This window comes from Curtobacterium sp. MMLR14_010, from assembly GCF_001865015.1.
In the GTDB taxonomy this organism is placed as follows: domain Bacteria; phylum Actinomycetota; class Actinomycetes; order Actinomycetales; family Microbacteriaceae; genus Curtobacterium.
Window position 1 is genome coordinate 679,735 of record NZ_MJGV01000046.1, and the last position, 21,672, is coordinate 701,406.

The 21,672-nt window shown below is 69.9% G+C and carries 19 protein-coding genes; 1 reads left to right on the forward strand and 18 read right to left on the reverse strand.

Going from position 1 to position 21,672, the window contains the following annotated elements; translation table 11 throughout:
• Window positions 1-50: 50 nt before the first annotated feature.
• From BIU98_RS11780 to BIU98_RS11805, 6 genes are all read right to left on the reverse strand, one after another.
• Window positions 51-1,424 carry a glucose-6-phosphate dehydrogenase gene (locus BIU98_RS11780; RefSeq protein WP_071276071.1) on the reverse strand — a complete coding sequence of 458 codons (1,374 nt, stop codon included), beginning with the start codon at window positions 1,422-1,424 and terminating at the stop codon, window positions 51-53.
• A 167-nt stretch (window positions 1,425-1,591) separates the two neighbouring features.
• Window positions 1,592-2,008, reverse strand: coding sequence for a cytochrome c oxidase subunit 4 (locus BIU98_RS11785; RefSeq protein WP_071276073.1), 417 nt, complete (start codon window positions 2,006-2,008; stop codon window positions 1,592-1,594).
• 4 nt (window positions 2,009-2,012) lie between these two features.
• The gene (gene ctaD, locus BIU98_RS11790; protein WP_071276075.1) at window positions 2,013-3,749 is read right to left on the reverse strand and encodes a cytochrome c oxidase subunit I; all 1,737 of its coding nucleotides are present in this window, start codon (window positions 3,747-3,749) and stop codon (window positions 2,013-2,015) included.
• Between the two features lie 11 nt (window positions 3,750-3,760).
• Window positions 3,761-4,663 (reverse strand): cytochrome c oxidase subunit II, encoded by a 903-nt coding sequence (coxB, locus tag BIU98_RS11795; RefSeq protein ID WP_071276077.1) that lies wholly within the window; start codon window positions 4,661-4,663, stop codon window positions 3,761-3,763.
• Window positions 4,664-4,959: 296 nt separating this feature from the next.
• Window positions 4,960-5,331: an iron-sulfur cluster assembly accessory protein gene (locus BIU98_RS11800; protein ID WP_071276079.1), complete on the reverse strand. Its 372-nt coding sequence runs from the start codon at window positions 5,329-5,331 to the stop codon at window positions 4,960-4,962.
• A 171-nt stretch (window positions 5,332-5,502) separates the two neighbouring features.
• A complete protein-coding gene (locus tag BIU98_RS11805; protein WP_071276081.1) occupies window positions 5,503-6,963 on the reverse strand; it encodes a dipeptidase in 1,461 nt (486 codons plus the stop codon).
• A 72-nt stretch (window positions 6,964-7,035) separates the two neighbouring features.
• Between BIU98_RS11805 and BIU98_RS11810 the strand changes: the two genes are divergently transcribed.
• A complete protein-coding gene (locus BIU98_RS11810; protein ID WP_071276083.1) occupies window positions 7,036-7,608 on the forward strand; it encodes a DUF3043 domain-containing protein in 573 nt (190 codons plus the stop codon).
• Between the two features lie 1,135 nt (window positions 7,609-8,743).
• On the opposite strand, the gene BIU98_RS11815 is transcribed toward BIU98_RS11810, so the two are convergent.
• The 12 genes from BIU98_RS11815 to ftsZ all read right to left on the reverse strand — a co-directional run bounded on the left by BIU98_RS11815 (window position 8,744) and on the right by ftsZ (window position 21,520).
• On the reverse strand, window positions 8,744-9,820 hold the full coding sequence (locus BIU98_RS11815) for a quinone-dependent dihydroorotate dehydrogenase (RefSeq protein ID WP_083393189.1): 1,077 nt from the start codon (window positions 9,818-9,820) through the stop codon (window positions 8,744-8,746).
• Window positions 9,817-10,302 (reverse strand): transcriptional regulator NrdR, encoded by a 486-nt coding sequence (gene nrdR, locus BIU98_RS11820; RefSeq protein ID WP_071276085.1) that lies wholly within the window; start codon window positions 10,300-10,302, stop codon window positions 9,817-9,819. The genes BIU98_RS11815 and nrdR overlap by 4 nt, the downstream gene beginning before the upstream one ends.
• Before the next feature lie 13 nt (window positions 10,303-10,315).
• A complete protein-coding gene (gene hisD, locus BIU98_RS11825) occupies window positions 10,316-11,623 on the reverse strand; it encodes a histidinol dehydrogenase (protein ID WP_071276087.1) in 1,308 nt (435 codons plus the stop codon).
• A 53-nt stretch (window positions 11,624-11,676) separates the two neighbouring features.
• The gene (locus BIU98_RS11830) at window positions 11,677-12,471 is read right to left on the reverse strand and encodes a hypothetical protein (protein ID WP_071276089.1); all 795 of its coding nucleotides are present in this window, start codon (window positions 12,469-12,471) and stop codon (window positions 11,677-11,679) included.
• 22 nt (window positions 12,472-12,493) lie between these two features.
• Window positions 12,494-16,027, reverse strand: coding sequence for a DNA polymerase III subunit alpha (gene dnaE, locus BIU98_RS11835; protein WP_083393190.1), 3,534 nt, complete (start codon window positions 16,025-16,027; stop codon window positions 12,494-12,496).
• Between the two features lie 93 nt (window positions 16,028-16,120).
• A complete protein-coding gene (locus BIU98_RS11840; protein ID WP_071276091.1) occupies window positions 16,121-17,050 on the reverse strand; it encodes an RluA family pseudouridine synthase in 930 nt (309 codons plus the stop codon).
• Window positions 17,047-17,730 (reverse strand): signal peptidase II, encoded by a 684-nt coding sequence (gene lspA / locus BIU98_RS11845; protein WP_254787873.1) that lies wholly within the window; start codon window positions 17,728-17,730, stop codon window positions 17,047-17,049. Before lspA ends, BIU98_RS11840 begins: the two co-directional genes overlap by 4 nt.
• A gap of 2 nt (window positions 17,731-17,732) precedes the next feature.
• A complete protein-coding gene (locus BIU98_RS11850) occupies window positions 17,733-18,425 on the reverse strand; it encodes a DivIVA domain-containing protein (protein WP_071276093.1) in 693 nt (230 codons plus the stop codon).
• Between the two features lie 196 nt (window positions 18,426-18,621).
• A complete protein-coding gene (locus BIU98_RS11855; RefSeq protein ID WP_071276095.1) occupies window positions 18,622-18,918 on the reverse strand; it encodes a YggT family protein in 297 nt (98 codons plus the stop codon).
• A 115-nt stretch (window positions 18,919-19,033) separates the two neighbouring features.
• Window positions 19,034-19,609 carry a cell division protein SepF gene (locus BIU98_RS11860; protein ID WP_071276097.1) on the reverse strand — a complete coding sequence of 192 codons (576 nt, stop codon included), beginning with the start codon at window positions 19,607-19,609 and terminating at the stop codon, window positions 19,034-19,036.
• 45 nt (window positions 19,610-19,654) lie between these two features.
• Window positions 19,655-20,353 (reverse strand): YggS family pyridoxal phosphate-dependent enzyme, encoded by a 699-nt coding sequence (locus BIU98_RS11865; protein ID WP_071276099.1) that lies wholly within the window; start codon window positions 20,351-20,353, stop codon window positions 19,655-19,657.
• Between the two features lie 6 nt (window positions 20,354-20,359).
• Window positions 20,360-21,520 (reverse strand): cell division protein FtsZ, encoded by a 1,161-nt coding sequence (gene ftsZ, locus BIU98_RS11870; RefSeq protein ID WP_071276101.1) that lies wholly within the window; start codon window positions 21,518-21,520, stop codon window positions 20,360-20,362.
• Window positions 21,521-21,672: the final 152 nt, after the last annotated feature.

Genomic DNA, 21,672 nt, shown 5'->3' on the forward strand with positions numbered 1-21,672 from the left:
GGCACCGGGCCTCCCGTCTGTGGGTGTGCCCGTTCAGGGCACGGGGTGACTCAGGAGGACGACTCCCAGTCCGCCGGGCCGCGCGAACCGGCGCGGTACTCCTCGAGCGGGACGTCGTTGGCCTTCCAGGCGGCAACGACCGGCTCGACGATCTCCCAGCAGCGCTCGGCCACGTCACCGCGGATGGAGAGCAGCGGGTCGTCATGGAAGATGCCGTTGAGGACCTCGCCGTACGGGGTGAGCTCGCCGTCGCTGAAGGACGAGGACAGCGTGACCTGGCCCATCTCGAACGGGTTGCCGCCACCGTTGGCCGACACGGTCAGCTCGATCTCGTCCGGGTTCAGCACGATGCGGAGCGTGTCCGTCTTCGGGCGACCGCTGAGGCCGGAGGGCAGACGCGGGACCGGCTTGAAGGTGATCAGCACCTCCTTGCGGCTGTTCCCGAGGGCCTTGCCGGAACGCAGGGTGAACGGGACGCCCTTCCAGCGGGCGGTGTCCACCTCGACGGAGATCTCGGCGAGGGTCTCGGTCTGGCGCGAGGGGTCGACGCCGTCCTCCTCCTGGTAGGAGGGGAGGTCCTTGCCGTCGATCGTGCCCGCCGTGTAGACGGCGCGACGCGAGGCGACCTTGGCGTCGTCGCCCTTGAGCTGCGTCGAGCGGAGCGCACGGGCCAGCGAGGAACGGAACTCGACCGCGTCGATCTCCGCCGGGGCGTCCATCGTCACGATGCCGAGGATCTGCAGCAGGTGTGACTGGATCATGTCGACCATCGCGCCGGCCTCGTCGTAGTACTGCGCGCGGTTCTCGAGCCCGAGGGTCTCGTCGTAGAAGATGTCGACCTTCTCGATGTTCTCCGCGTTCCAGATGGGCTCGAACAGACGGTTCGCGAAGCGCAGACCGATGATGTTCAGGACCGTGGTGCGGCCGAGGAAGTGGTCGGTGCGGTGGACGCGGTCCTCGGGGACGAGCTTCAGCACCGTCTCGTTGAGGGCCTTGGCGCTCGCGACGTCGGTGCCGAAGGGCTTCTCGAACGCCAGGGTCGTGCCTTCCGGCAGCTCGACGTGCTCGAGCGCCTCGCAGATGTCGGAGGCGATCTGCGGCGGGAGCGCGAAGTAGAGGATCGGCTCGTGCTCGGCGGCCGCGAGGAGCGCCTCGAGGTGCTTGGGGTCCGTCGGGTCACCCTGGATGAAGGTCGTCGACTCGATGGTGGCGTCGACCTCGGGGCCCTTGACGTCCTGCGAGGCGAAGGACGTCGTGACGATGTCCTTCCACTTCTCGGGGCTGCGCTCGCTGCGGCCCGTGCCGATCAGCTGCACGGGGACGGAGCGACCGCTCTGCAGGAACGTGCCGAGACCCGGCAGGAGCAGGCGGGAGGCGAGGTCGCCCGTCGCGCCGAAGATGATGAGTGTGCGCTTGTCGGTCACCGGAGGTGACTCCTTTCGCGAGGTGGATGGGTCCGCGTGGCTCAAGCCGCGGTCGGACCGGTTGATTCCCCAGGCCGGAACGCTGTCACGATCCACAGCCGGGAAGGTCGTCCGGACGCAGTTCGGGCGGCACCAGGTGGTGCCGCCCGAAGCGCGTCAGGTGCGGGTCAGTGCCCGAAGTTGCCGCGGTAGTACTCGAAGACCCAGCCGACGAGCGTGACCGTCACCAGCGCGAGGCCGATCGGGACGATCCAGAGGCCGGCTGCGACCCCGAGGAAGATGATCGAGACCGAGGCCGCCAGGAGGATGGGCCACCACGACCACGGGCTGAAGTGCCCGAGCTCGGCGTCGCCGTCCTCGATGTTGGCGTCCTGACGGTCCTCGGGCAGGTCCCCGCCCTGGGCCGACAGCACACGCTGCAGGTAGAAGGCGATGAACGCCGACATGATCCCGACGAGGCCGATGCCCATCGTGCCGACCGGCTCCCACCCACCGTGGTTGAGGCGGAACCAGATCGTGTACGCGGCGTCCGCGAGGATGAAGAACCCGAAGAGGATCCAGAACAGGTTGACGTTGGCGCGCATGGCCTTACTTCACCTCGCCCTTCGCGGCGTCGTATGTCGGAGCATCGGGAGCATCCTTCGCAGGACCCACACCGATCGGCACACCCGCTTCGGGGTGGTTCAGGTCGAACGCCGGCGACTCCGAACGGATCCGCGGGATCGACGTGAAGTTGTGTCGCGGCGGCGGGCAGGAGGTCGCCCACTCGAGCGAGCGGCCGTAGCCCCACGGGTCGTTGACGGCCACCTTCGGAGCGTTCCGCGCAGTGACGTACACGTTGAAGATGAACGGCAGGAACGAGATGCCGAGGATCATCGCGCCGATGGTCGACAGCTGGTTCATCCAGGTGAAGCCGTCGTTCGGCAGGTAGGTCGCGTAGCGACGCGGCATGCCGATGACGCCCAGCCAGTGCTGGATCAGGAACGTGGTGTGGAACCCGACGAACAGCAGCCAGAAGTGGATCTTGCCGAGACGCTCGTTCAGCATGCGCCCGGTCCACTTCGGCCACCAGAAGTAGAAGCCGGAGAACATGGCGAACACGACGGTGCCGAAGACCACGTAGTGGAAGTGCGCCACGACGAAGTACGAGTCGGACACGTGGAAGTCGAGCGGCGGCGAGGCCAGGATGACGCCCGTGAGCCCACCGAACGTGAACGTGATCAGGAAGCCGATGGCCCACAGGATCGGGGTCTCGAAGGTGACCGAGCCGCGCCACATCGTGCCGACCCAGTTGAAGATCTTCACGCCGGTCGGGACCGCGATGAGCATCGTCATGAGCGAGAACCACGGCAGCAGCACCGAACCGGTGACGTACATGTGGTGCGCCCACACCGTGACCGAGAGGGCCGCGATGGAGATGGTCGCGTAGACGAGGGTCTTGTAGCCGAAGATCGGCTTCCGGCTGAAGACCGGGAAGACCTCGGAGACGATGCCGAAGAACGGCAGCGCGATGATGTAGACCTCGGGGTGCCCGAAGAACCAGAAGAGGTGCTGCCAGAGCAGCGCTCCACCGTTGGCCGGGTTGAACACCTGGGCGTCGAACACGCGGTCGAGACCGAGGCCGAACAACGCTGCGGCGAGGACCGGGAAGGCCATCAGCACGAGGAGCGACGTCACGAGGGTGTTCCACGTGAAGATCGACATGCGGAACATCGTCATGCCGGGGGCGCGCATGGTGATGATCGTCGTGATGAAGTTCACGGCACCGAGGATCGTCGAGAAGCCGGTCAGGCCGAGGCCGAAGACCCAGAGTGTGCCGCCGAGCCCTGGTGTGAACGTCGTGTCACTCAGTGGCGCGTACGCGAACCACCCGAACGACGCGGCGCCCTGCGGGGTGAGGAAGCCACCGACAGCGATGAGGCCACCGAAGAAGTAGAGCCAGAACGCGAAGCCGTTGAGCCGCGGGAAGGCGACGTCAGGGGCACCGATCTGCAGCGGCATGATCGCGTTCGCGAAGCCCGAGAACAGCGGCGTCGCGAACAGCAGCAGCATGATCGTGCCGTGCATCGTGAAGAGCTGGTTGTACTGCTCCTTCGTCGCGACGAGCTGCAGCCCGGGCTCGAAGAGCTGCGCGCGGATGACGAGTGCCATCACGCCGGCGAGCAGGAAGTACAGGAACGACGTGATCAGGTACATGTACCCGATCGTCTTGTGGTCGGTGGAGGTGATCCACCGGACGATGATGTTGCCCTTCCGACCGACCTTGGACGCCTGGAAGTCCGGCGTCGCGGTGCTGGTCGGTTGGCCGACGAATGACGTTGTCATCTGGCGAGCCCCTACTTGTCGTCGCTCGACGCCGTGACGGGCGCCTTGTTGTCAGGCTGGTTCGTGTTGGTGTTGTACTCGTCGCCGAGCAGGCCCACCTTGCCCTGGTCGGTCAGGGTGTCGAGGTACGCCTGGTAGTCAGACGACGACACGACCTTGACCTGGAAGAGCATGAGGGAGTGGTACTCGCCGCAGAGCTCGGCGCACTTGCCCTGGTACGTCCCGATCTTCTGCGGGATGAAGTACTCGTAGTTCGTCTTGCCGGGGAGCATGTCCTTCTTGTACAAGAAGTCGATGACCCAGAAGGAGTGGTCGACGTCACGCGAGTCGAGCTCGATCTTGACCTTCTTGTCGACGGGCAGGTACAGCGTCGGCAGCTGCGACTCGTCGATCGCCCCGTTGGCGTTCTCTTCTTCCTGGGCCTGGATGCCCTGGTAGTAGACGCTCTTCGAGGGGTCGTTCTGGTTGATGTAGTTGAAGTCCCAGCCCCAGCGCTTGCCGTAGACGTGCACCGTGGTGTCCGGCTGTGCGAAGGGCTTCTCGATCGCGGCCTGGTCCTTCGCGGTGAAGGCGAAGAAGCCCAGCACGAGGATGAGCGGCACGATCGTGTAGAAGATCTCGAGCGGCATGTTGTACCGCATCTGCACCGGCAGGCCGGTCTGGCCCTTCCGACGGCGGTAGACGATGGCGGCCCAGATGATCAGACCCCAGACGATGAGCCCCACCGCGAGCAGCACGATCCAGCTCGTGGTCCACAGGCCGACGACGCGGCTCGTGTGGTTGGTGACGTCCTTCGTCTCTTCCGTCCCGGGGAGCCATCCGTTGAGCTGCTGCTGCGAGCAGCCAGCCAGTGCGATGACCAGACCGACGGCCACCGGGACGGCCGCCCAACGTATACGGCGATTCGAACGCACTGTTACCTCTCGGAAAGACGTGGAAGCGAGAGCGCAGTCTGTCGTTGCCGACACCGAGCCGCTCGGAGGCGGCACATGACTGGTTCCCAGCTTGGTTGGAACACTCCTAGCTTACTCGCAGCCGGTGACAGCGAGTGCACGCCCGACACGCGTCGTGGACTGTCCGGGGCCCCGGGGACCCGGTTTTCCCCAGGTCATCTGCGAGATGTCCGGGATCGGCGAGGCCGCCACGCCGGACGACGAACGGGGAGCGACCGTGTCGGTCGCTCCCCGTCCGGGTGCTGATGGCGGCGTGCTCAGTGGAAGCTGTCGCCGCACGCGCAGCTGCCCTGCGCGTTGGGGTTGTCGATGGTGAAGCCCTGCTTCTGGATGGTGTCCTCGAAGTCGATGGTCGCGCCGTCGAGGTACGGGACGCTCATCTTGTCGACGACGACCTCGACACCGTCGAACTCGGCGGTGACGTCGCCGTCGAGCAGGCGCTCGTCGAAGTAGAGCTGGTAGATGAGCCCCGAGCAGCCGCCGGGCTGGACGGCCAGGCGCAGGCGGAGGTCGTCGCGGCCTTCCTGCGCGAGGAGGCTCGCCACCTTGCCGGCTGCGGCGTCGCTGAGCAGGACCCCGTGCGACGGGACGGCCGTGGTGACGGCTTCGGTCGTGATGGTGTCGCTCATGAGCGCCTCCTCCTGGGCGGTGCGGTCACCGCGCCTCGTCGACGATTCTAAGCACCCCCACCGACGGAACGCACACGTCCGTCGCCAGGTGTGGAGGACTTGCACGGTTCCACCTGCCGGGGGCGGGAGACCAGGACCGGTCGACCCGGGCCTCCCGTCCGGTGTCCGCGCTCAGGCGCGCGTCGCGAGCCGGGCCAGCAGGATCGCCTCGGAGGCGACCGCACGGTGCAGGACGCCGAGGTGCTGCGACTCGTTCGGGCTGTGTGCGCGCGTGTCGGGGTCCTCGACGCCCGTCACCAGGATCTGGGCCTCGGGGAACTCGGCGGCGAGGTCGGAGACGAACGGGATCGACCCGCCGATGCCCTGCTCGACCGGCTCGGCACCCCAGCCCTCGGCCATGGCGGTCCTGGCCTCCTTGACGGCCCAGCCGCTGGTGTCGACGAGGAAGCCGTCGCCGGCGTCGGGTTCGCTGAGCTCGACGCGGGCGCCGAACGGGGTGTGCGCACGGATGTGTCGCTCGACGGCCGCCGCGGCCTCGGTCGCGCTCTGGCCGGGGGCGACCCGTACCGAGACGCGCGCGCTGACGGTGGGCAGCAGGGTGTTCGACGCGTTCGCCACGCTCGGGACGTCCATGCCGGTGACCGTGATCGACGGCTGGAACCACATCCGCGAGAGGACGTCGCCGGTCCCGACCGGGCGGACGCCGGACACCAGTGCGGCATCGGCGGCGAGCTCGTCCTCGGAGCGGGCGGGGACGGGAGCGTCGTACGCGGTCAGGCCCTCGACGGCGACCGAGCCGGCGTCGTCGTGCAGGGAGCTGAGCAGCCGGACCATCGGGAGCATCGCGTCGGGTGCCGCTCCCCCGAACATGCCGCTGTGGCTGGCGTGCTCCAGCGTCGTCACGGTCAGCTTGAACGTCACGTTGCCGCGGAGGGACACCGTGATCGCGGGGACCTCGGTGGACCAGTTGTCGCTGTCGGCCACGACGATGACGTCGGCGGCGAGGTGCTCCTTCTGCTCGCGCAGGAAGGTGCGGAACGAGCGGGAGCCGAACTCCTCCTCACCCTCGACGAACAGCACGATGCCGAGGTCGAGGTCGTCCCCGAACCGCGCGTGCAGCGCCCGGAGCGCGGCGACGTGCGTCATCACGCCGGCCTTGTCGTCCGATGCACCACGGCCGTAGAGCCGGTCTCCGCGGAGCGTCGGTTCGAACGGCGGGGTCTCCCACAGTGCGTCGTCGCCCTGCGGCTGCACGTCGTGGTGGGCGTAGAGCATCACCGTCGGCTTGCCGTTGCGGGCGGGACGGACGGCCAGGACAGCGGGCTGCCCCAGCTCGACGCCGTCGTGCTCGGTGCCCTCGGCCTCGCTGGCGCCGTCGGGCGTGTCACCCGACACCGCGGACCGCACGATCCGGACCGACTCGAACACGCCCGTGTCGCGCGCCAGGTCGGCGACCGCCTCGGCACTCCGCCGCACATTCGCCGGGTCGAACGCCGACCACGACACCGACGGGATCCGCACCAGGGCGGAGAGGTCGGCGATCGTGCGGGGCAGGTCGCCGTGGACCTGTTCGCGGAGGGCGTCGAGCAGCTCGAAGTCGGTCGCGGGCGCGGACTGTGCGGTGTCGGTCATGCCCGGTAATCTAGAGGACACCATCGTCGGGCTGTTCCCCGGCGCACCGCTCACCGACCAGCAGGAATCACCGTGGCGAAGGCAGCACCCAAGACCAACACGACAGTCAACCCCTCGGAAGAGGAACTGCTCGAGCAGGGCAAGGGCCGTCCCACCCCGTCCCGTCGTGAGCGGGAAGCGGCCAACCGCCGTCCGCTCGTGGGCAACTCCCCCGTGGACAAGAAGGCCGCCCGTGCACGCCTCAACAGCGAGCGTGAGAAGGCCCGCGTCGGCATGGCGAACGGCGAGGAGCGCTACCTCCCCGCGAAGGACCGCGGCGAGCAGCGCAGGTTCGTGCGCGACTACATCGACGCCCGCTGGAACGTCGGCGAGGTCATGATGCCCGTCCTCGTGCTGTTCCTGATCGTCGGGTTCGCGGCACCCCAGACCTCGGTGGCGTCGTACTCGCTGCTGCTCATCTGGGCGTTCGTGGCGGTGTTCCTCCTCGACTGCCTGGTGCTCTGGCTCATGCTGCGCAAGAAGCTCACGGCGCGGTTCGGCGAGTTCCAGCGCGGCACCTTCTTCTACATCCTGATGCGGGCATGGCAGCTGCGCTTCCTGCGGCTGCCGAAGCCGCAGGTCAAGCGCGGGCAGTACCCCTCCTGACCCCGGGTCCCCGGAGCGCCGTCGGCATCGCCGGCGGCGCTTCGTCGTTCCCGGGGGCCGGCGCGGGCGGCGGGCGCGGGCGGCCGCCGCTGAGGTCGCACTTCGTGTCGGGTCGCGAGGCACCGAGGCGACACAAATCGCGACCTCACCGCGCTCGAGAGCCAGGACGCGCCGGGCTGGAGGCTCCGTGGCGGGCCGGCAGCGAGCCTCCCGTCCACCGAGCGGTCACGGCACCCCGGCGGCGCACCGCCGACCGGTCACCAACCGTCGGTCACGCGGCGCACGAGCGACGGAACGGGACCGCTCGGCGAACCTGAGCGGTGTGTCGCGACCGGTCGCGCAGCGGCCGCCGCTGAGGTCGCACTTCGTGTCGGGTCGCGCGGCACCGAGGCGACACGAAGTGCGACCTCACCAGGGCGGCGGAGCCGGGACGCGCCGGGCCGGAGGCTCGGTGCCGGGCCGGCAACGAGCCTCCCGTCCACCGAGCGGTCACGACACCCCGCCGGCGCACCGTCGACCGGTCACCGACCGTCGGTCACGCGGCGCGCGAGCGACGGAACGGGACCGCTCGGCGAACCTGAGCGGTGTGTCGCGACCGGTCGCGCAGCGGCCGACGGTGAGGTCGCACTTCGTGTCGGGTCACGCGGCACCGAGGCAACACGAAGAGCGACCTCACCGCGGCGGCGGAGCCAGGACGCGCCGGGCCGGAGGCTCGGTGACGGGCCGGCAGCGAGCCTCCCGTCCGGCGAACGGTTACGACACCCCACCGGCGCACCGCCGACCGGTCACCAACCGTCGGTCACGCGGCGCGCGCGCGACGGAACGGGACCGCTCGGCGAACCTGAGCGGTGTGTCGCGACCGGTCGCGCAGCGGCCGCCGCTGAGGTCACACTTCGTGTCGGGTCGCGCGGCACCGAGGCGACACGAAGTGCGACCTCACCGCGGCGACGGAGCCGGGACGAGCCAGGCTGGAGGCTCGGTGACGGGCCGGCAGCGAGCCTCCCGTCCGGCGAGGGGTCACGACACCCCGGCGGCGCACCGCCGACCGGTCACCAACCGTCGGTCACGCGGCTCGCCAGCGACCGGACGTGACCGCTCAGCGGAACTGAACGGGGCGTCGCGACCGCTCAGCGCGTCAGCGCTCCGCGCGCCGCAAGCGCTTCCGACGCAGCCGGTTGATCCGAGTGGCCCAGGTCGGCCCCTCGTAGAGGAACGCCGTGTAGCCCTGCACCAGAGTGGCGCCGGCCTCGATGCGGGCCTGGACGTCGGCCTCGGTCGTGACGCCACCGACGGCGACCACGCAGAAGTCCGCGGGCACGACGGCCCGGACGCGCCGGAGCACGTCGAGCGACCGCGCGGCGATCGGTGCGCCGGACAGTCCCCCGGCGCCCATCGCGGTGACGTCGGCCTCGGGCGTGGTCAGTCCGGACCGCCCGATCGTGGTGTTGTTCGCGATGATGCCGGCGAGCCCGACGTCGACGGCGAGACCGGCGATGGCGTCGATCTGCTCGTCGGTCAGGTCCGGCGCGATCTTGACGAGCACGGGCACCCGGCCAGCGGCCTCGTGCACGGCCGTGAGCAGCGGCCGGAGCTGGTCGAGCTCCTGCAGCCCGCGCAGTCCGGGCGTGTTGGGCGAGCTGACGTTGACGGCGAGGTAGTCCGCGAACGGGGCCAGGAGCCGCGTCGACTCGAGGTAGTCGTCGACCGCGTCGGCGACGTCCACGACGCGGCTCTTGCCGATGTTCACGCCGATGACCGGCCGACCCGGGTTGCGCCGTGCCCGCTCGAGTCGGCGGGCGGCGGCTGCTGCGCCGTGGTTGTTGAAGCCCATCCGGTTGATCAGCGCGCGGTCGGCGATGAGCCGGAAGAGCCGGGGCTTGTCGTTGCCGGGCTGGGGCTTGGCGGTGATGGTGCCGACCTCGACGTGCCCGAAGCCGAGCAGGCCGAGCCCGGCGATGCCCTTCGCGTTCTTGTCGAACCCTGCGGCCAGGCCGAAGCGGGACGGGAAGTGGATGCCCATGGTCGTGACGCCGTCAGCGGCCGACGGACGGGAGTAGCGCTCGACGACCCCGGCGAGGAACGGCACCCGCGGCAGCCACCGGATGACCGCGAACGCGACGTGGTGCGCCCGCTCGGGGTCCATGTTCGCGAACACCGCGCGGAAGACCACGCCGTAGCCGACGCGGATGCACCGTTCGGCGATGTTCGTCACGCGTCCGCCCCGGTGGTCGCCGTGCGCGGGCCGTCGTGGTGGTCGATGCGGAGCTGACCGATCGCCGACTCGAAGTCCTCGAGCGAGTCGAACGCCTGGTAGACGCTGGCGTAGCGGAGGTAGGCGACCTCGTCGAGCTCACGCAACGGGTCGAGGATCGCCAGGCCGATGTCGTTGGCGTCGATCTGGCTGGCCCCGGAGGACCGCACGATCTCCTCCACGCGCTGCGCGAGCACCGCCAGGTCGGAGTCCGTGACGGGTCGTCCCTGGCACGCCTTGCGCACGCCGGAGATGATCTTCTCCCGCGAGAAGGGCTCGAGCACCCCGTTGCGCTTGACCACGTTCAGCGACGCCGTCTCGGTGGTCGAGAACCGGCGGCCGCAGTTCGGGCACTGGCGGCGTCGGCGGATGGAGGTGCCGTCGTCGCTCGTGCGGGAGTCGACGACGCGGGAGTCCGGGTGGCGGCAGAAAGGGCAGAACATGGCACCGCCCAGGCTAGCGGTTCGTGCGCTCCGTCACGGCGGCACCGTGCCCCGGCAGCTGTTCCTCGGTCGAGAGCGCGACGATGTGCGGAGCGACCTCGGCCAGGGCTGCGGCGGTGTAGCGGATGACCTGCTGCGGCCGGAGGAAGGTCGACGCGGACAGCCCCGACCCGAAGCGCGCCTGCCCACCCGTCGGCAGCACGTGGTTCGACCCGGCAAGGTAGTCGCCGAGGCTGACCGGCGTGCTCGGCCCGATGAACACGGCGCCCGCGGCGTCGATGTCGGCGAGCACGGCGTCGTCGTCGACGGTCTGGATCTCGAGGTGCTCGGGCCCGTAGGCGTTGCTCACGGTGGCCGCGTCGGTGAGCGAGTCCACCAGCACGACGGCGGACTGCGGTCCGTCCAGGGCGGCCTGGAGGCGCGTGGCCGTCCCGAGGGCGGCCGTCCGTTCCGGGATGGCGGCTTCCACCGCGTCGGCGAAGGCGGCGGACGTCGTCACCAGCACGCTGCCGGCCTGCTCGTCGTGCTCGGCCTGGCTGATGAGGTCGGCGGCGACGAACCCGGCGTCGGCGGAGTCGTCCGCGATGACGAGGATCTCGGTGGCACCGGCTTCGGAGTCGATGCCGACGACACCACGCACCAGGCGCTTCGCCGCGGCCACGTAGTTGTTGCCGGGGCCCGTGACCAGGTCGACCGGGTCGAGGCCGATCTCGGCGACGCCGTAGGCCAGTGCCGCGACCGCGCCGGCGCCGCCCATCGCGTAGACCTCGTCCACCCCGAGGAGCCCGGCCGCAGCGAGGATCGTCGGGTGCACGGCACCGCCGTGGTCCCGCTGCGGGGGCGACACGAGCGCGATCGACCCGACGCCCGCGACCTGGGCCGGAACGACGTTCATCACGACGCTGGACGGGTACACGGCCTTGCCGCCGGGCACGTAGAGCCCGACGCGGCGCATCGGCTGCCAGCGCTGGTGCACCTCGGCGCCGTCTCCGAGGGTGGTCACGGACGGCTGCGGGACCTGCGCGGCACTCGCGGCGCGGACGCGGGTGATGGCTTCGTCGAGGGCGGTGCGGAGCGCAGGGGTGAGCCCGGCGACCGCGGCGGCGATCTCGGCGGCGGGCACCCGGACGTGCTCGGGCGCTCCCCCGTCGAACCGATCGGCCTGCTCGCGGAGCGCCTCGGCGCCGCGGTCGCGCACGTCGTCGACGAGCACCCGGGCGGCGTCCACCGCGTGACCGACGTCACCGACGGCACGGGGCATGAGTCGGAGGAGTTCGGCACGGGCGGGGAGGCCGCCGCGGAGGTCGATTCGCTGCATCATGAGGCCTCCAGCGTAGCGAGCACCCCTGACCGCCATGCGCTGGCGAGCAGCGGTCAGGCGGCAGCCGTGACGGCTGCGACGACTGCGCGGTGGTGGTCCACGGCGGCCCCGTCCCAGGCACCGAGCAGCACGAGCGTCGTGATGCGGAAGGCGAGCGCGCGGACGAACAGCTGCGGCCACTCGGGGACGTCGTGGCCGAGCGGCCCGAGGTCGTCGAGCGGCACGCCGTGCCAGCACACGGCGTCCACCGCGGCGATCGCCGCACCGAGCCCCGCCGGCCGCCAGTACGGCGCCCAGTCGAACACGACCGGCGGGGCGTCGGCGGCGAACAACACGTTGCCGAGCAGGTCGCCGTGGATCACCTGCGCGGGGGCCTCCACCGCACGGAACGCCGCCGCCAAGGCCTCGAGCGTCGGGTCGGGTGGCAGTGGCGACTCGCCCCACACCATCCGGTCCGCTCGGCTCCAGGGGTCGTCGGTCGCGTCGAGGAACGCCGGTCGGGGCAGGTCGGCGACGGCTCGGTGGAACGCGTCGCCGGCACGGATGACGTCCGACACGCGGGACTCGTCCGTGGCGCCGTCGACCCACGTGGAGGCCTCCCACCCGCCGTGGAGCCAGGCACCGTCCTGCGTGGCGACGGGTCGGGGCGTCCGGAACGCCGCGGTGTGCGGGAGCCCGGCGAGCACGTCCGCCTTCCACACGGCCTCGGTCGGGTCACCGTGCGGCCGCAGCACGACGTCGCCGGCGCGCCAGGTGAGCCCACGCCCACCGGGCAGCGGCTCCGGGAGCGCCCCGGCGACCCCGAAGGCCGTCAGGACCTCGGTGTCGGGGCGACCCGGGCGTTCCACGAGCGTGCTCCGCCGGACCGCGCTACACGAGGCAGCGCGGGCCGAGCAGGCTCTTCAGCTCGCCGAACAGGTCCGGGGTCAGGTTCACCGGGAACGGCAGCTCGAAGGTGCGCGCGACGTCGTCCTTGAGCAGCCGGAGCCGGACCTCGGTGTCGCCGGTGTGCCGGCCGAGGACCGCTGCGAGCTCGGTCACGGTCTCGGTGGTGGCCTGCCGCTCCGGCACCGACAGCGTCAGCGGGCCGGAACCCATGACGTCGCCGAGGGCCGGCTGGAACATGCTCACCGCGTGCAGCGCCTTGCCGTCGTCGCGGACGTTGACCCGGCCACGCAGGACGACGATCGAGTCCGCCACCAGCGACGGTCCGAACTCCTGGTAGGTCTTGCCGAGGAACATGACGCCGATCTCGCCGCCGAAGTCCTCGATCTGGACGATGCCGTACGGGTTGCCGCTCGTCTTCGCCACGCGGTGCTGCACGCTCGTCAGGAGCCCGGCGACCGTGACGGTCTCGCCCTCCACCGAGTCGTCCGCCCCGATGAGGTCGGCGATGGTGATCGACTGGTGCTTCGCGAGCTCGATCTCGAGCCCGGCCAGCGGGTGGTCGGACACGTAGAGCCCGAGCATGTCGCGCTCGAACGCGAGCTTGTCGCGCTTCGACCACTCCGGGCGCTCGGGCACCTGGGACACCGCGGTGACCGTCGGCTGTTCCTCGGCGACCTCGGCGAAGAGGGAGTCGAAGTCGAAGCCGACGTTGCCGTGGACCTCGTCGCGCTTGATCTTCACCGCGGCCTCGACCGCGCCCTCGTGGATCTCGACGAGCGCTCGGCGGGTGTCGCCGAACTCGTCGAACGCCCCCGCCTTGATGAGCGACTCGACCGTCCGCTTGTTGGCGGAGGAGATCGGGATCTTCCGGAGGAAGTCGTGGAAGGAGTCGAAGGCACCCTTCTCCTGGCGGGCCTTGACGATGTCGTCGACGACGTTGAAGCCGACGTTGCGGATCGCCCCCATGCCGAAGCGGATGTCGTTCCCGACGGCGGCGAAGAAGCCGATCGACTCGTTGACGTCCGGCGGCATCACCCGGATGCCCATCCGGCGGCACTCGTTCAGGTAGAGCGCCAGCTTGTCGCGGGCGTCACCGACGGACGTCAGCAGCGCGGCCATGTACTCGGCCGGGTAGTGCGCCTTGAGGTACGCCGTCCAGAAGGAGACCACGCCGTACGCGGCGGAGTGTGCCTTGTTGAACGCGTAGTCGGAGAACGGCAGCAGGATGTCCCACAGCGTCTTGATCGCCGCAGCGGAGTACCCGTTGTCGAGCATGCCGCGCTCGAAGCCGGCGTACTGCTTGTCGAGCTCGGACTTCTTCTTCTTGCCCATCGCGCGACGGAGGATGTCCGCCTGACCGAGCGAGAACCCGGCCACCTTCTGCGCGATGGCCATGACCTGCTCCTGGTAGATGATCAGGCCGTAGGTCCCGCCGAGGATCTCCGCCAGGGGCTCCTCGAGCTCCGGGTGGATCGGCGTGATGGGCTGCTCGCCGTTCTTGCGGAGCGCGTAGTTCGTGTGCGAGTTCGCACCCATGGGGCCCGGACGGTACAGGGCGATGAGCGCGGAGATGTCCTCGAAGTTGTCGGGCTTCATCAGGCGCAGCAGCCCGCGCATCGGGCCGCCGTCGAGCTGGAAGACGCCGAGCGTGTCGCCGCGCTGCAGGAGCGCGTAGGCCTCGGCGTCCTCGAGCCCCATGTGCTCGAGGTCGAGGTCGGTGCCGCGGTTGGACTTGATGTTGTCCAGGGCGTCACTGATGATCGTCAGGTTCCGCAGCCCCAGGAAGTCCATCTTGATCAGGCCGAGCGACTCCGATGCCGGGTAGTCGAACTGCGTGACGATCTGGCCGTCCTGCTCCCGCTTCATGATCGGGATGATGTCGATCAGCGGGTCGCTGGACATGATGACGCCGGCGGCGTGCACGCCCCACTGGCGCTTCAGGCCCTCGAGCCCGAGCGCCGTGTCGAAGACCGTCCGTGCCTCCGGGTCGGTCTCGACGACGGTGCGGACGTCGACGGCCTCCTTGAAGCGCGGGTGCTCCTTGTCGAAGATCCCGGTGAGCGGGATGTCCTTGCCCATCACGGGCGGCGGCATCGCCTTCGTGAGCTTCTCGCCCATGCCGAACGGGAAGCCGAGGACACGCGAGGAGTCCTTGAGCGCCTGCTTCGCCTTGATGGTGCCGTACGTGACGATCTGCGCCACGCGTTCGCTGCCGTACTTGTCGGTCACGTACTTGATGGCTTCACCGCGGCGCCGGTCGTCGAAGTCGACGTCGAAGTCGGGCATCGAGACGCGGTCCGGGTTGAGGAAGCGCTCGAAGATCAGGCCGTGCCGGATGGGGTCGAGGTCGGTGATGCGCATCGCGTAGGCGACCATCGAGCCGGCACCGGAACCACGACCGGGGCCGACGCGGATGCCGTTGTCCTTGGACCAGTTGATGAAGTCGGCGACCACGAGGAAGTACCCCGGGAAGTTCATCTGGTTGATGATGCCGACCTCGTAGTCGGCGCGGTCCTGGACCTCTTTCGAGATGCCGCCCGGGTAGCGGTACTGCAGCCCCTTCGCGACCTCTTTCTCGAACCAGGTGTGCTCGGTCTCGCCCTCCGGCACGGGGAACTTCGGCATGTAGTTCGCCGAGGTGTCGAACTCGACGTCGCACCGCTCGGCGATGAGCAGCGTGTTGTCGCAGGCCTCGATGTTGTCGCGGAACAGGTGCCGCATCTGCTGCGGGGTCTTGAGGTAGAACTCGTCGGCGTCGAACTTGAAGCGGTTCGGGTCGTTCAGCGTCGACCCGGACTGCACGCAGAGCAACGCCGCGTGGGACTTGGCGTCGTGCGAGTGCGTGTAGTGCAGGTCGTTCGTGCCGACCAGCGGCAGGCCGAGGTCCTTGGCCAGGCGGATGAGGTCGCCCATGATCCGGCGCTCGATCTCGAGGCCGTGGTCCATGATCTCGGCGAAGTAGTTCTCCTTGCCGAAGATGTCCCGGAAGTCGGCAGCGGCCTTGATGGCCTCGTCGTACTGGCCGAGGCGCAGGCGCGTCTGGACCTCGCCGGACGGGCACCCGGTGGTCGCGATGATGCCCTCGTGGTGCTCGCTGAGGAGTTCGCGGTCCATGCGGGGCTTGAAGTAGTAGCCCTCGAGCGAGGCCTTCGACGACAGCCGGAACAGGTTGTGCATACCCGTGGTGTTCTCGGCGAACATCGTCATGTGCGTGTACGAGCCCGCACCGGAGACGTCGTCCCCGCCGCCGTCGCCCCACCGCACACGGGTCTTGTCGGACCGGTGGGTACCGGGCGTGATGTAGGCCTCTGTCCCGATGATCGGCTTCACGCCGCCGGCCTTGGCGGCCTTCCAGAACTCGAACGCGCCGAACATGTTGCCGTGGTCGGTCACCGCCACGGCCGGCATGCCCTGCGCCGCCGTCTCGGCGACCAGGTCGTTCAGTCGCGCGGCGCCGTCGAGCATCGAGTACTCGCTGTGCACGTGCAGGTGGACGAAGGAGTCGGAACTCGCCACGGGGCCTCCGGTCGAACGAACTGCGTGTGGGACGCAGACAGCCTAACCGCGGCCGACGACACCCACGGGCGTGTCGACGGAACCGCCCGCGTGTCAGAGCGACGCGGCCCGGATCCGGTCGAGCGCGACCTGCAGGTCGTCCGGGTAGGACGCCTGGAACTCCACCCAGTCGCCGGTGCGCGGGTGCGCGAACCCGAGCCGGACGGCGTCGAGCCACTGCCGCGTCAGCCCGAGCTCGGCAGCGAGGACCGGGTCGGCGCCGTACATCGTGTCGCCGACGAGCGGGTGGCGCGTCGCCGCCATGTGCACGCGGATCTGGTGGGTGCGCCCGGTCTCCAGGTGCACCTCGAGGAGCGTCGCGGACCGGAAGGCCTCGAGCGTCTCGTAGTGGGTGATGCTCGGCTTGCCGTCCGACGTGACCGCGAACTTCCAGTCGCTCGAGGGGTGGCGGCCGATGGGGGCGTCCACGGTGCCGGAGGTCGGGTCGGGGTGCCCCTGCGCGAGCGCGTGGTAGACCTTCTCGACCGTGCGCTCCTTGAACGCCCGCTTGAGGTGCGTGTACGCGAGCTCGGTCTTCGCGACGACCATCAGGCCGCTCGTGCCGACGTCGAGCCGGTGCACGATCCCCGCGCGCTCCGCGGCCCCGGAGGTCGCGATCGTGAAGCCGGCCGCGGCCAGCCCACCGGGGACGGTGGGGCCGTCCCACCCGGGCGACGGGTGTGCGGCGACGCCGACGGGCTTGTCGACGACGACGATGTCCTCGTCGTCGTGCACGACCGTCATCCCGGGGACGTGCGCCGGGACGATGCGTGGCGCCTCCTTCAGCGTCCACTCGACCTCGAGCCACGCGTCGCCGTGCAGGCGGTCGGACTTCTCGGCGGTGACGCCGTCGACCCGCACGCCACCGGCGGCGACGACGTCGGCCGCGAAGGACCGGCTGAAGCCGAGCAGCTTCGCGAGGGCGGCGTCGACACGCTCACCGGCGAGCCCGTCGGGGACGGGCAGACTGCGCGACTCGCTCACGTCGCGTCGTGCCCGAGCGAGTCGTCGGGCAGCGGACGGGAGGCTCGGCTGGCGCCCGCCCCGTCGGTGGCGGCGGTCCCGGACCCAGGGTCGCCGTCGGCGACCGCAGCGTCCATGACGGACCCGTCACGGGCCTCCAGGCCGGCCGTGCGCTGCTTCTCCGACACCGTCCTGGTGCCGTCGAGGTTCACCCCGAGGATGACGAGCAGCACGAAGACGACCATGCTCACGCAGATGAACGCGTCGGCGACGTTGTAGATCGCCGGCATCATCCACGGCGTCGAGATGAAGTCGACCACGTGGCCCCGACCGAAGCCCGGCTCACGGAAGAGCCGGTCGAGCAGGTTGCCGAGCGCGCCGCCGAGCAGCATGCCGAGGACGATCGCCCACCACATGGAGCGGATCCGCCGGGCGAAGACGATGATCGCGACGACGACCGCCGCGGAGACGATCGAGAACACCCACGTCATGTTCACCGCGAACGAGAACGCGGCGCCGGGGTTCCGGACGTAGAGGAACTGGAGCGCCCGGCCGATGACCGGCACCACCTGTCCGTACGGCAGGTTCGCGACGACGAGCGCCTTCACGACCTGGTCGGCCACCACCACCACGACAGCGGCGAAGGCCAGTGCCGCGATCGCGCGGACACTGACCTTCGCTCGTTGGTCTTGCTGGGACAACGTCAGTTGCCGAAGCCCTGCGCCGATGCCGGCGCGGGCGTGAAGCCGGACTGCTCGGTGCCCGACGGGGTGTCGAGCTCGTTGAGCTGGCCCTGGATGTAGCTCTTCAGCTGGGCGCGGTAGTCGCGCTCGAACGTGCGGAGCTCGTCGATCTTGCCCTCGAGCTGGCGCTGCTCGCCCTCGAGCACCTGCACGCGCTGGCGGTTGGTGTTCTCGGTGTCGGCGATGATCTGGCGCTGCTTCGACTCGGCCTCGGACACGAGGCGTGCTGCCTGTGCCTGGCCCTCGGCGATGAGCGCGTCGCGCTTCTCGATGCCCTCGCGGACGTGCTCCTCGTGGAGACGACGGGCGAGCGTCAGGAGGTTCGTGGTGCCCTCGGTGTCCTCGTCCGGGTTGACCGTGGTGGTCGGTGCCGCGGCGGCGACCGGTGCCGGCTCGGGAGCGGCGACGACGGGGGCCGGCTCCGGCTCGGGCTCGGGGGTCGGAGCAGGAGCGGGCTCGGCGGCAGCGGCCGGCTTCGGCGCCGACTCGGCGGCCTGCAGGCGCTGGCGGAGCTCCTCGTTCTCCTGGGTCAGGCGACGCAGCTCGACCACGACCTCGTCGAGGAAGTCGTCGACCTCGTCCTGGTCGTAGCCCTCGCGGAACTTGGTCGGCTGGAACCGCTTGTTGACTACGTCTTCCGGCGTCAAAGCCATTGCCGTCACCTCAATAGAACTGCTGAACGTGTGGAACCGGGACGTCCCGCTGTGAATGTACCAGCGGGGCCCTCGGTGCGAATGCCCGCGGAGGCGGGCATCGATCCCGACCACCGTACACCGAGCGCGGGCATGATCCGTGATCATGGCCACGGCGCGGCGCGTCTCGGACGAGACACGGGCCGGGACGGGCGGGTCAGACCGTCGCGGAGATGAACCGGACGACGCTCATCAGGATGATCACGACGAGCATCACGATGGACCAGCCGAAGTCGAGCGCCACGGCGCCCATCCGGAGCGGCGGGAGCGCGCGACGGACGGTGCGGATCGGCGGGTCGGTGAGCGAGTAGACCGCGTTCGCGACCACGAGCATGCCGCCGCGGGGACGCCAGGAGCGGTTGAACGCCTGCACCATGTCGAACGCGAACCGCCCCCACATGACGAAGAAGTACAGCAGGAGGAGGAAGTACAGGATCGTGAAGATCGAGGACACGGTGCGGCTCGCTCGTCTCGGGTGGTCGGCGTCACGGGGGCGACGACCACGGGGCGGGTGGGCCTGGGCGACGCCCCGTGGTCACGACCGCGGTCGGGACCTGGGACGTGACGACTCAGGACTGGGCGAAGAAGGACGCCTCGATGTTGGACTCTACCTCGGGCGCCTCACCGCTCACTGCGACGTGTGCGGGTGACAGCAGGAAGACCTTGTTCGTGACGCGCTCGATCTTGCCGTAGAGGCCGAGCGACAGGCCGCTCGCGAAGTCGATCATGCGACGCGCATCCGACTCGGTCATCTGCGACAGGTTGATGATGACGGGGATGCCGTCGCGGAAGCTCTCGGCGATGGACTGGGCGTCCTTGTACTCGCGCGGGTGGACGGTGAGGATCTCGTTCATTTCCTGGACCGGGGTCGCCTTCTGTGCGGTCGTGTGCGCGCGGCGGAGCGGAGTGACCTGGGCGCCGCGCTGGTGGGTGTGCGGGGCCTTGGCCTCGGGGGCAGCCGCAGCGGGTGCTGCCGCCGGAGCCGCAGCCGCCGGAGCGGGGGTCTCGTGCTGCTGCGCAGCGGGTGCCGGGGACGGCTGCTGCTGCGCGCGCGACTGGGTCGGCGCTGGCTGCTCGTCCTCGTACTCGAGTTCCTCGTCGGCGAGGCCGAGGTAGACCATCGTCTTCTTCAACGGACCGGCCATGGTTCCTCCAGGAGTGTGCGTGCTCGGGGTTGCCCTGTGACGAGGCTAGGGTGCGGCCGGGCGGTTTCCGGTGATTGCCGTCCCGATCCGCAGGTGTGTCGCGCCCTCGGCGATCGCCTCGGCGAAGTCGCCGCTCATGCCGGCGGAGATGTCGGTCGCCGTGGGCACCGTCAGGCGGACGCGCTCGGAGATCGCACGGAGCCGGGCGAAGGCGGCACGGGGCTCCTCGTCGAGGGGCGCGACGGCCATCACGCCGCGCAGGGCGATCGTGCCGGTGGCCAGGATGCGCTCCACCATGGCGTCGACGTCGTCGGGCTGCACGCCGCCGCGGCCGGGGTCGTCGGTGAGGTTGACCTGCACGAAGCCGTCGAGGACGACGGGGTCCGGTTCCTCGGCCGTGGGCGCGAAGGCGTCGACGACCGACGCCCGGTCGAGCGACTGCACGACGTGGGCGTACCGGCGCACCTGACGGGCCTTCTTCGACTGCAGCTGCCCGACGAAGTGCCAGGTGAGCCCGAGGTCGGCCAGCTCCGCGGCCTTGGCCTGGGCCTCCTGGTGGCGGTTCTCCCCCACGTCGGTCACCCCGAGCGCGGCGAGCTCGGCGACGAGTGACGCCGGGTGGTACTTCGTGACCACGATGAGCGTCAGGTCGTCGGACGAGCGACCGGCCGCCCTGGCCGCGTCGGCGATGCCGTCGCGGACCGAGGACAGCCGGTCCTGGAGGCTCGTGGAGCCGTCCGTCATGTCGTCTTACTTCAGGAAGTCGGGGACGTCGAGCTCGTCGTCGTCACCGTCGAAGGCGGGGTCCGCGGCGCGCTGCGCCGGCGGCTCGTGCTCCTGCGACGCCCACGAGCGGGCCGGGGCGGCGTCCTGCGGGCCGGTCGCGCTCGAGCCGACGGGCACGGTGGCACCGGCGTCCGGGTCGACCCAGCTGGCACGGCGTTCCTTGACCTGCGACGAGGGCTCGCCGCCGTCGAAACCGGCTGCGATGACCGTGACGCGGACCTCGTCGCCGAGGGTGTCATCGATGACGGCACCGAAGATGATGTTCGCCTCGGGGTGGACGGCTTCCTGCACCAGGCGGGCCGCGTCGTTGATCTCGAAGATGCCGAGGTTCGAGCCGCCCTGGATCGACAGCAGCACGCCGTGCGCACCGTCGATGGAGGCCTCGAGCAGCGGGGACGCGACCGCGAGCTCCGCGGCCTTGATCGCCCGGTCGGCTCCCCGCGAGGACCCGATGCCCATGAGCGCCGAACCGGCACCCTGCATGACGCTCTTCACGTCGGCGAAGTCGAGGTTGATCAGGCCGGGGGTGGTGATCAGGTCGGTGATGCCCTGCACGCCGGCGAGGAGCACCTGGTCGGCGGTCGCGAAGGCCTCGACCATCGAGATGCCCCGGTCGGAGATCTCGAGCAGGCGGTCGTTCGGCACGACGATGAGCGTGTCGACCTCGTCCTTGAGGCCGGCGACGCCGTTCTCGGCCTGCGACTGACGACGCTTGCCCTCGAAGCTGAACGGCTTCGTGACGACACCGATGGTCAGGGCGCCGATCGACTTGGCGATGCGGGCGACGACGGGCGCACCACCCGTGCCGGTCCCACCGCCCTCACCGGCGGTGACGAAGACCATGTCGGCCCCGGCGAGGGCCTCCTCGATCTCCTCGGCGTGGTCCTCGGCGGCACGACGGCCGACCTCGGGGTCCGCGCCGGCGCCGAGGCCGCGGGTGATCTCGCGGCCCACGTCGAGCTTGACGTCGGCGTCGCTGAGCAGGAGCGCCTGGGCGTCGGTGTTGATCGCGATGAACTCGACCCCACGGAGGCCCAGCTCGATCATGCGGTTGACGGCGTTGACGCCGCCGCCGCCGACACCGACGACCTTGATCACGGCGAGGTAGTTGTGGTTCGTGGTCACGTCAGTCGGCCTCCGGTAGAACCCTCAACCTCTACTTGAAGTTGCGGGGTGGTGCTGGTATGGGTGCTGCTGGCTTCGACGCTACGGGTGCGCTCCGTACGGTGTCGCCCCGCCACGCCGCGTGTCGTGCAATGCGGTCGCGCACTTTCTCG

Excerpts from the sequence above, each read along its gene's own strand:
- nrdR (WP_071276085.1), bottom strand. The coding sequence starts at position 10,302 with ATGTTCTGCCCTTTCTGCCGCCACCCGGACTCCCGCGTCGTCGACTCC.
- BIU98_RS11800 (WP_071276079.1), bottom strand. The coding sequence starts at position 5,331 with ATGAGCGACACCATCACGACCGAAGCCGTCACCACGGCCGTCCCGTCG.
- ctaD (WP_071276075.1), bottom strand. The coding sequence starts at position 3,749 with ATGACAACGTCATTCGTCGGCCAACCGACCAGCACCGCGACGCCGGAC.
- hisD (WP_071276087.1), bottom strand. The coding sequence starts at position 11,623 with ATGATGCAGCGAATCGACCTCCGCGGCGGCCTCCCCGCCCGTGCCGAA.
- BIU98_RS11865 (WP_071276099.1), bottom strand. The coding sequence starts at position 20,353 with ATGACGGACGGCTCCACGAGCCTCCAGGACCGGCTGTCCTCGGTCCGC.
- BIU98_RS11860 (WP_071276097.1), bottom strand. The coding sequence starts at position 19,609 with ATGGCCGGTCCGTTGAAGAAGACGATGGTCTACCTCGGCCTCGCCGAC.
- BIU98_RS11785 (WP_071276073.1), bottom strand. The coding sequence starts at position 2,008 with ATGCGCGCCAACGTCAACCTGTTCTGGATCCTCTTCGGGTTCTTCATC.
- BIU98_RS11850 (WP_071276093.1), bottom strand. The coding sequence starts at position 18,425 with ATGGCTTTGACGCCGGAAGACGTAGTCAACAAGCGGTTCCAGCCGACC.
- BIU98_RS11805 (WP_071276081.1), bottom strand. The coding sequence starts at position 6,963 with ATGACCGACACCGCACAGTCCGCGCCCGCGACCGACTTCGAGCTGCTC.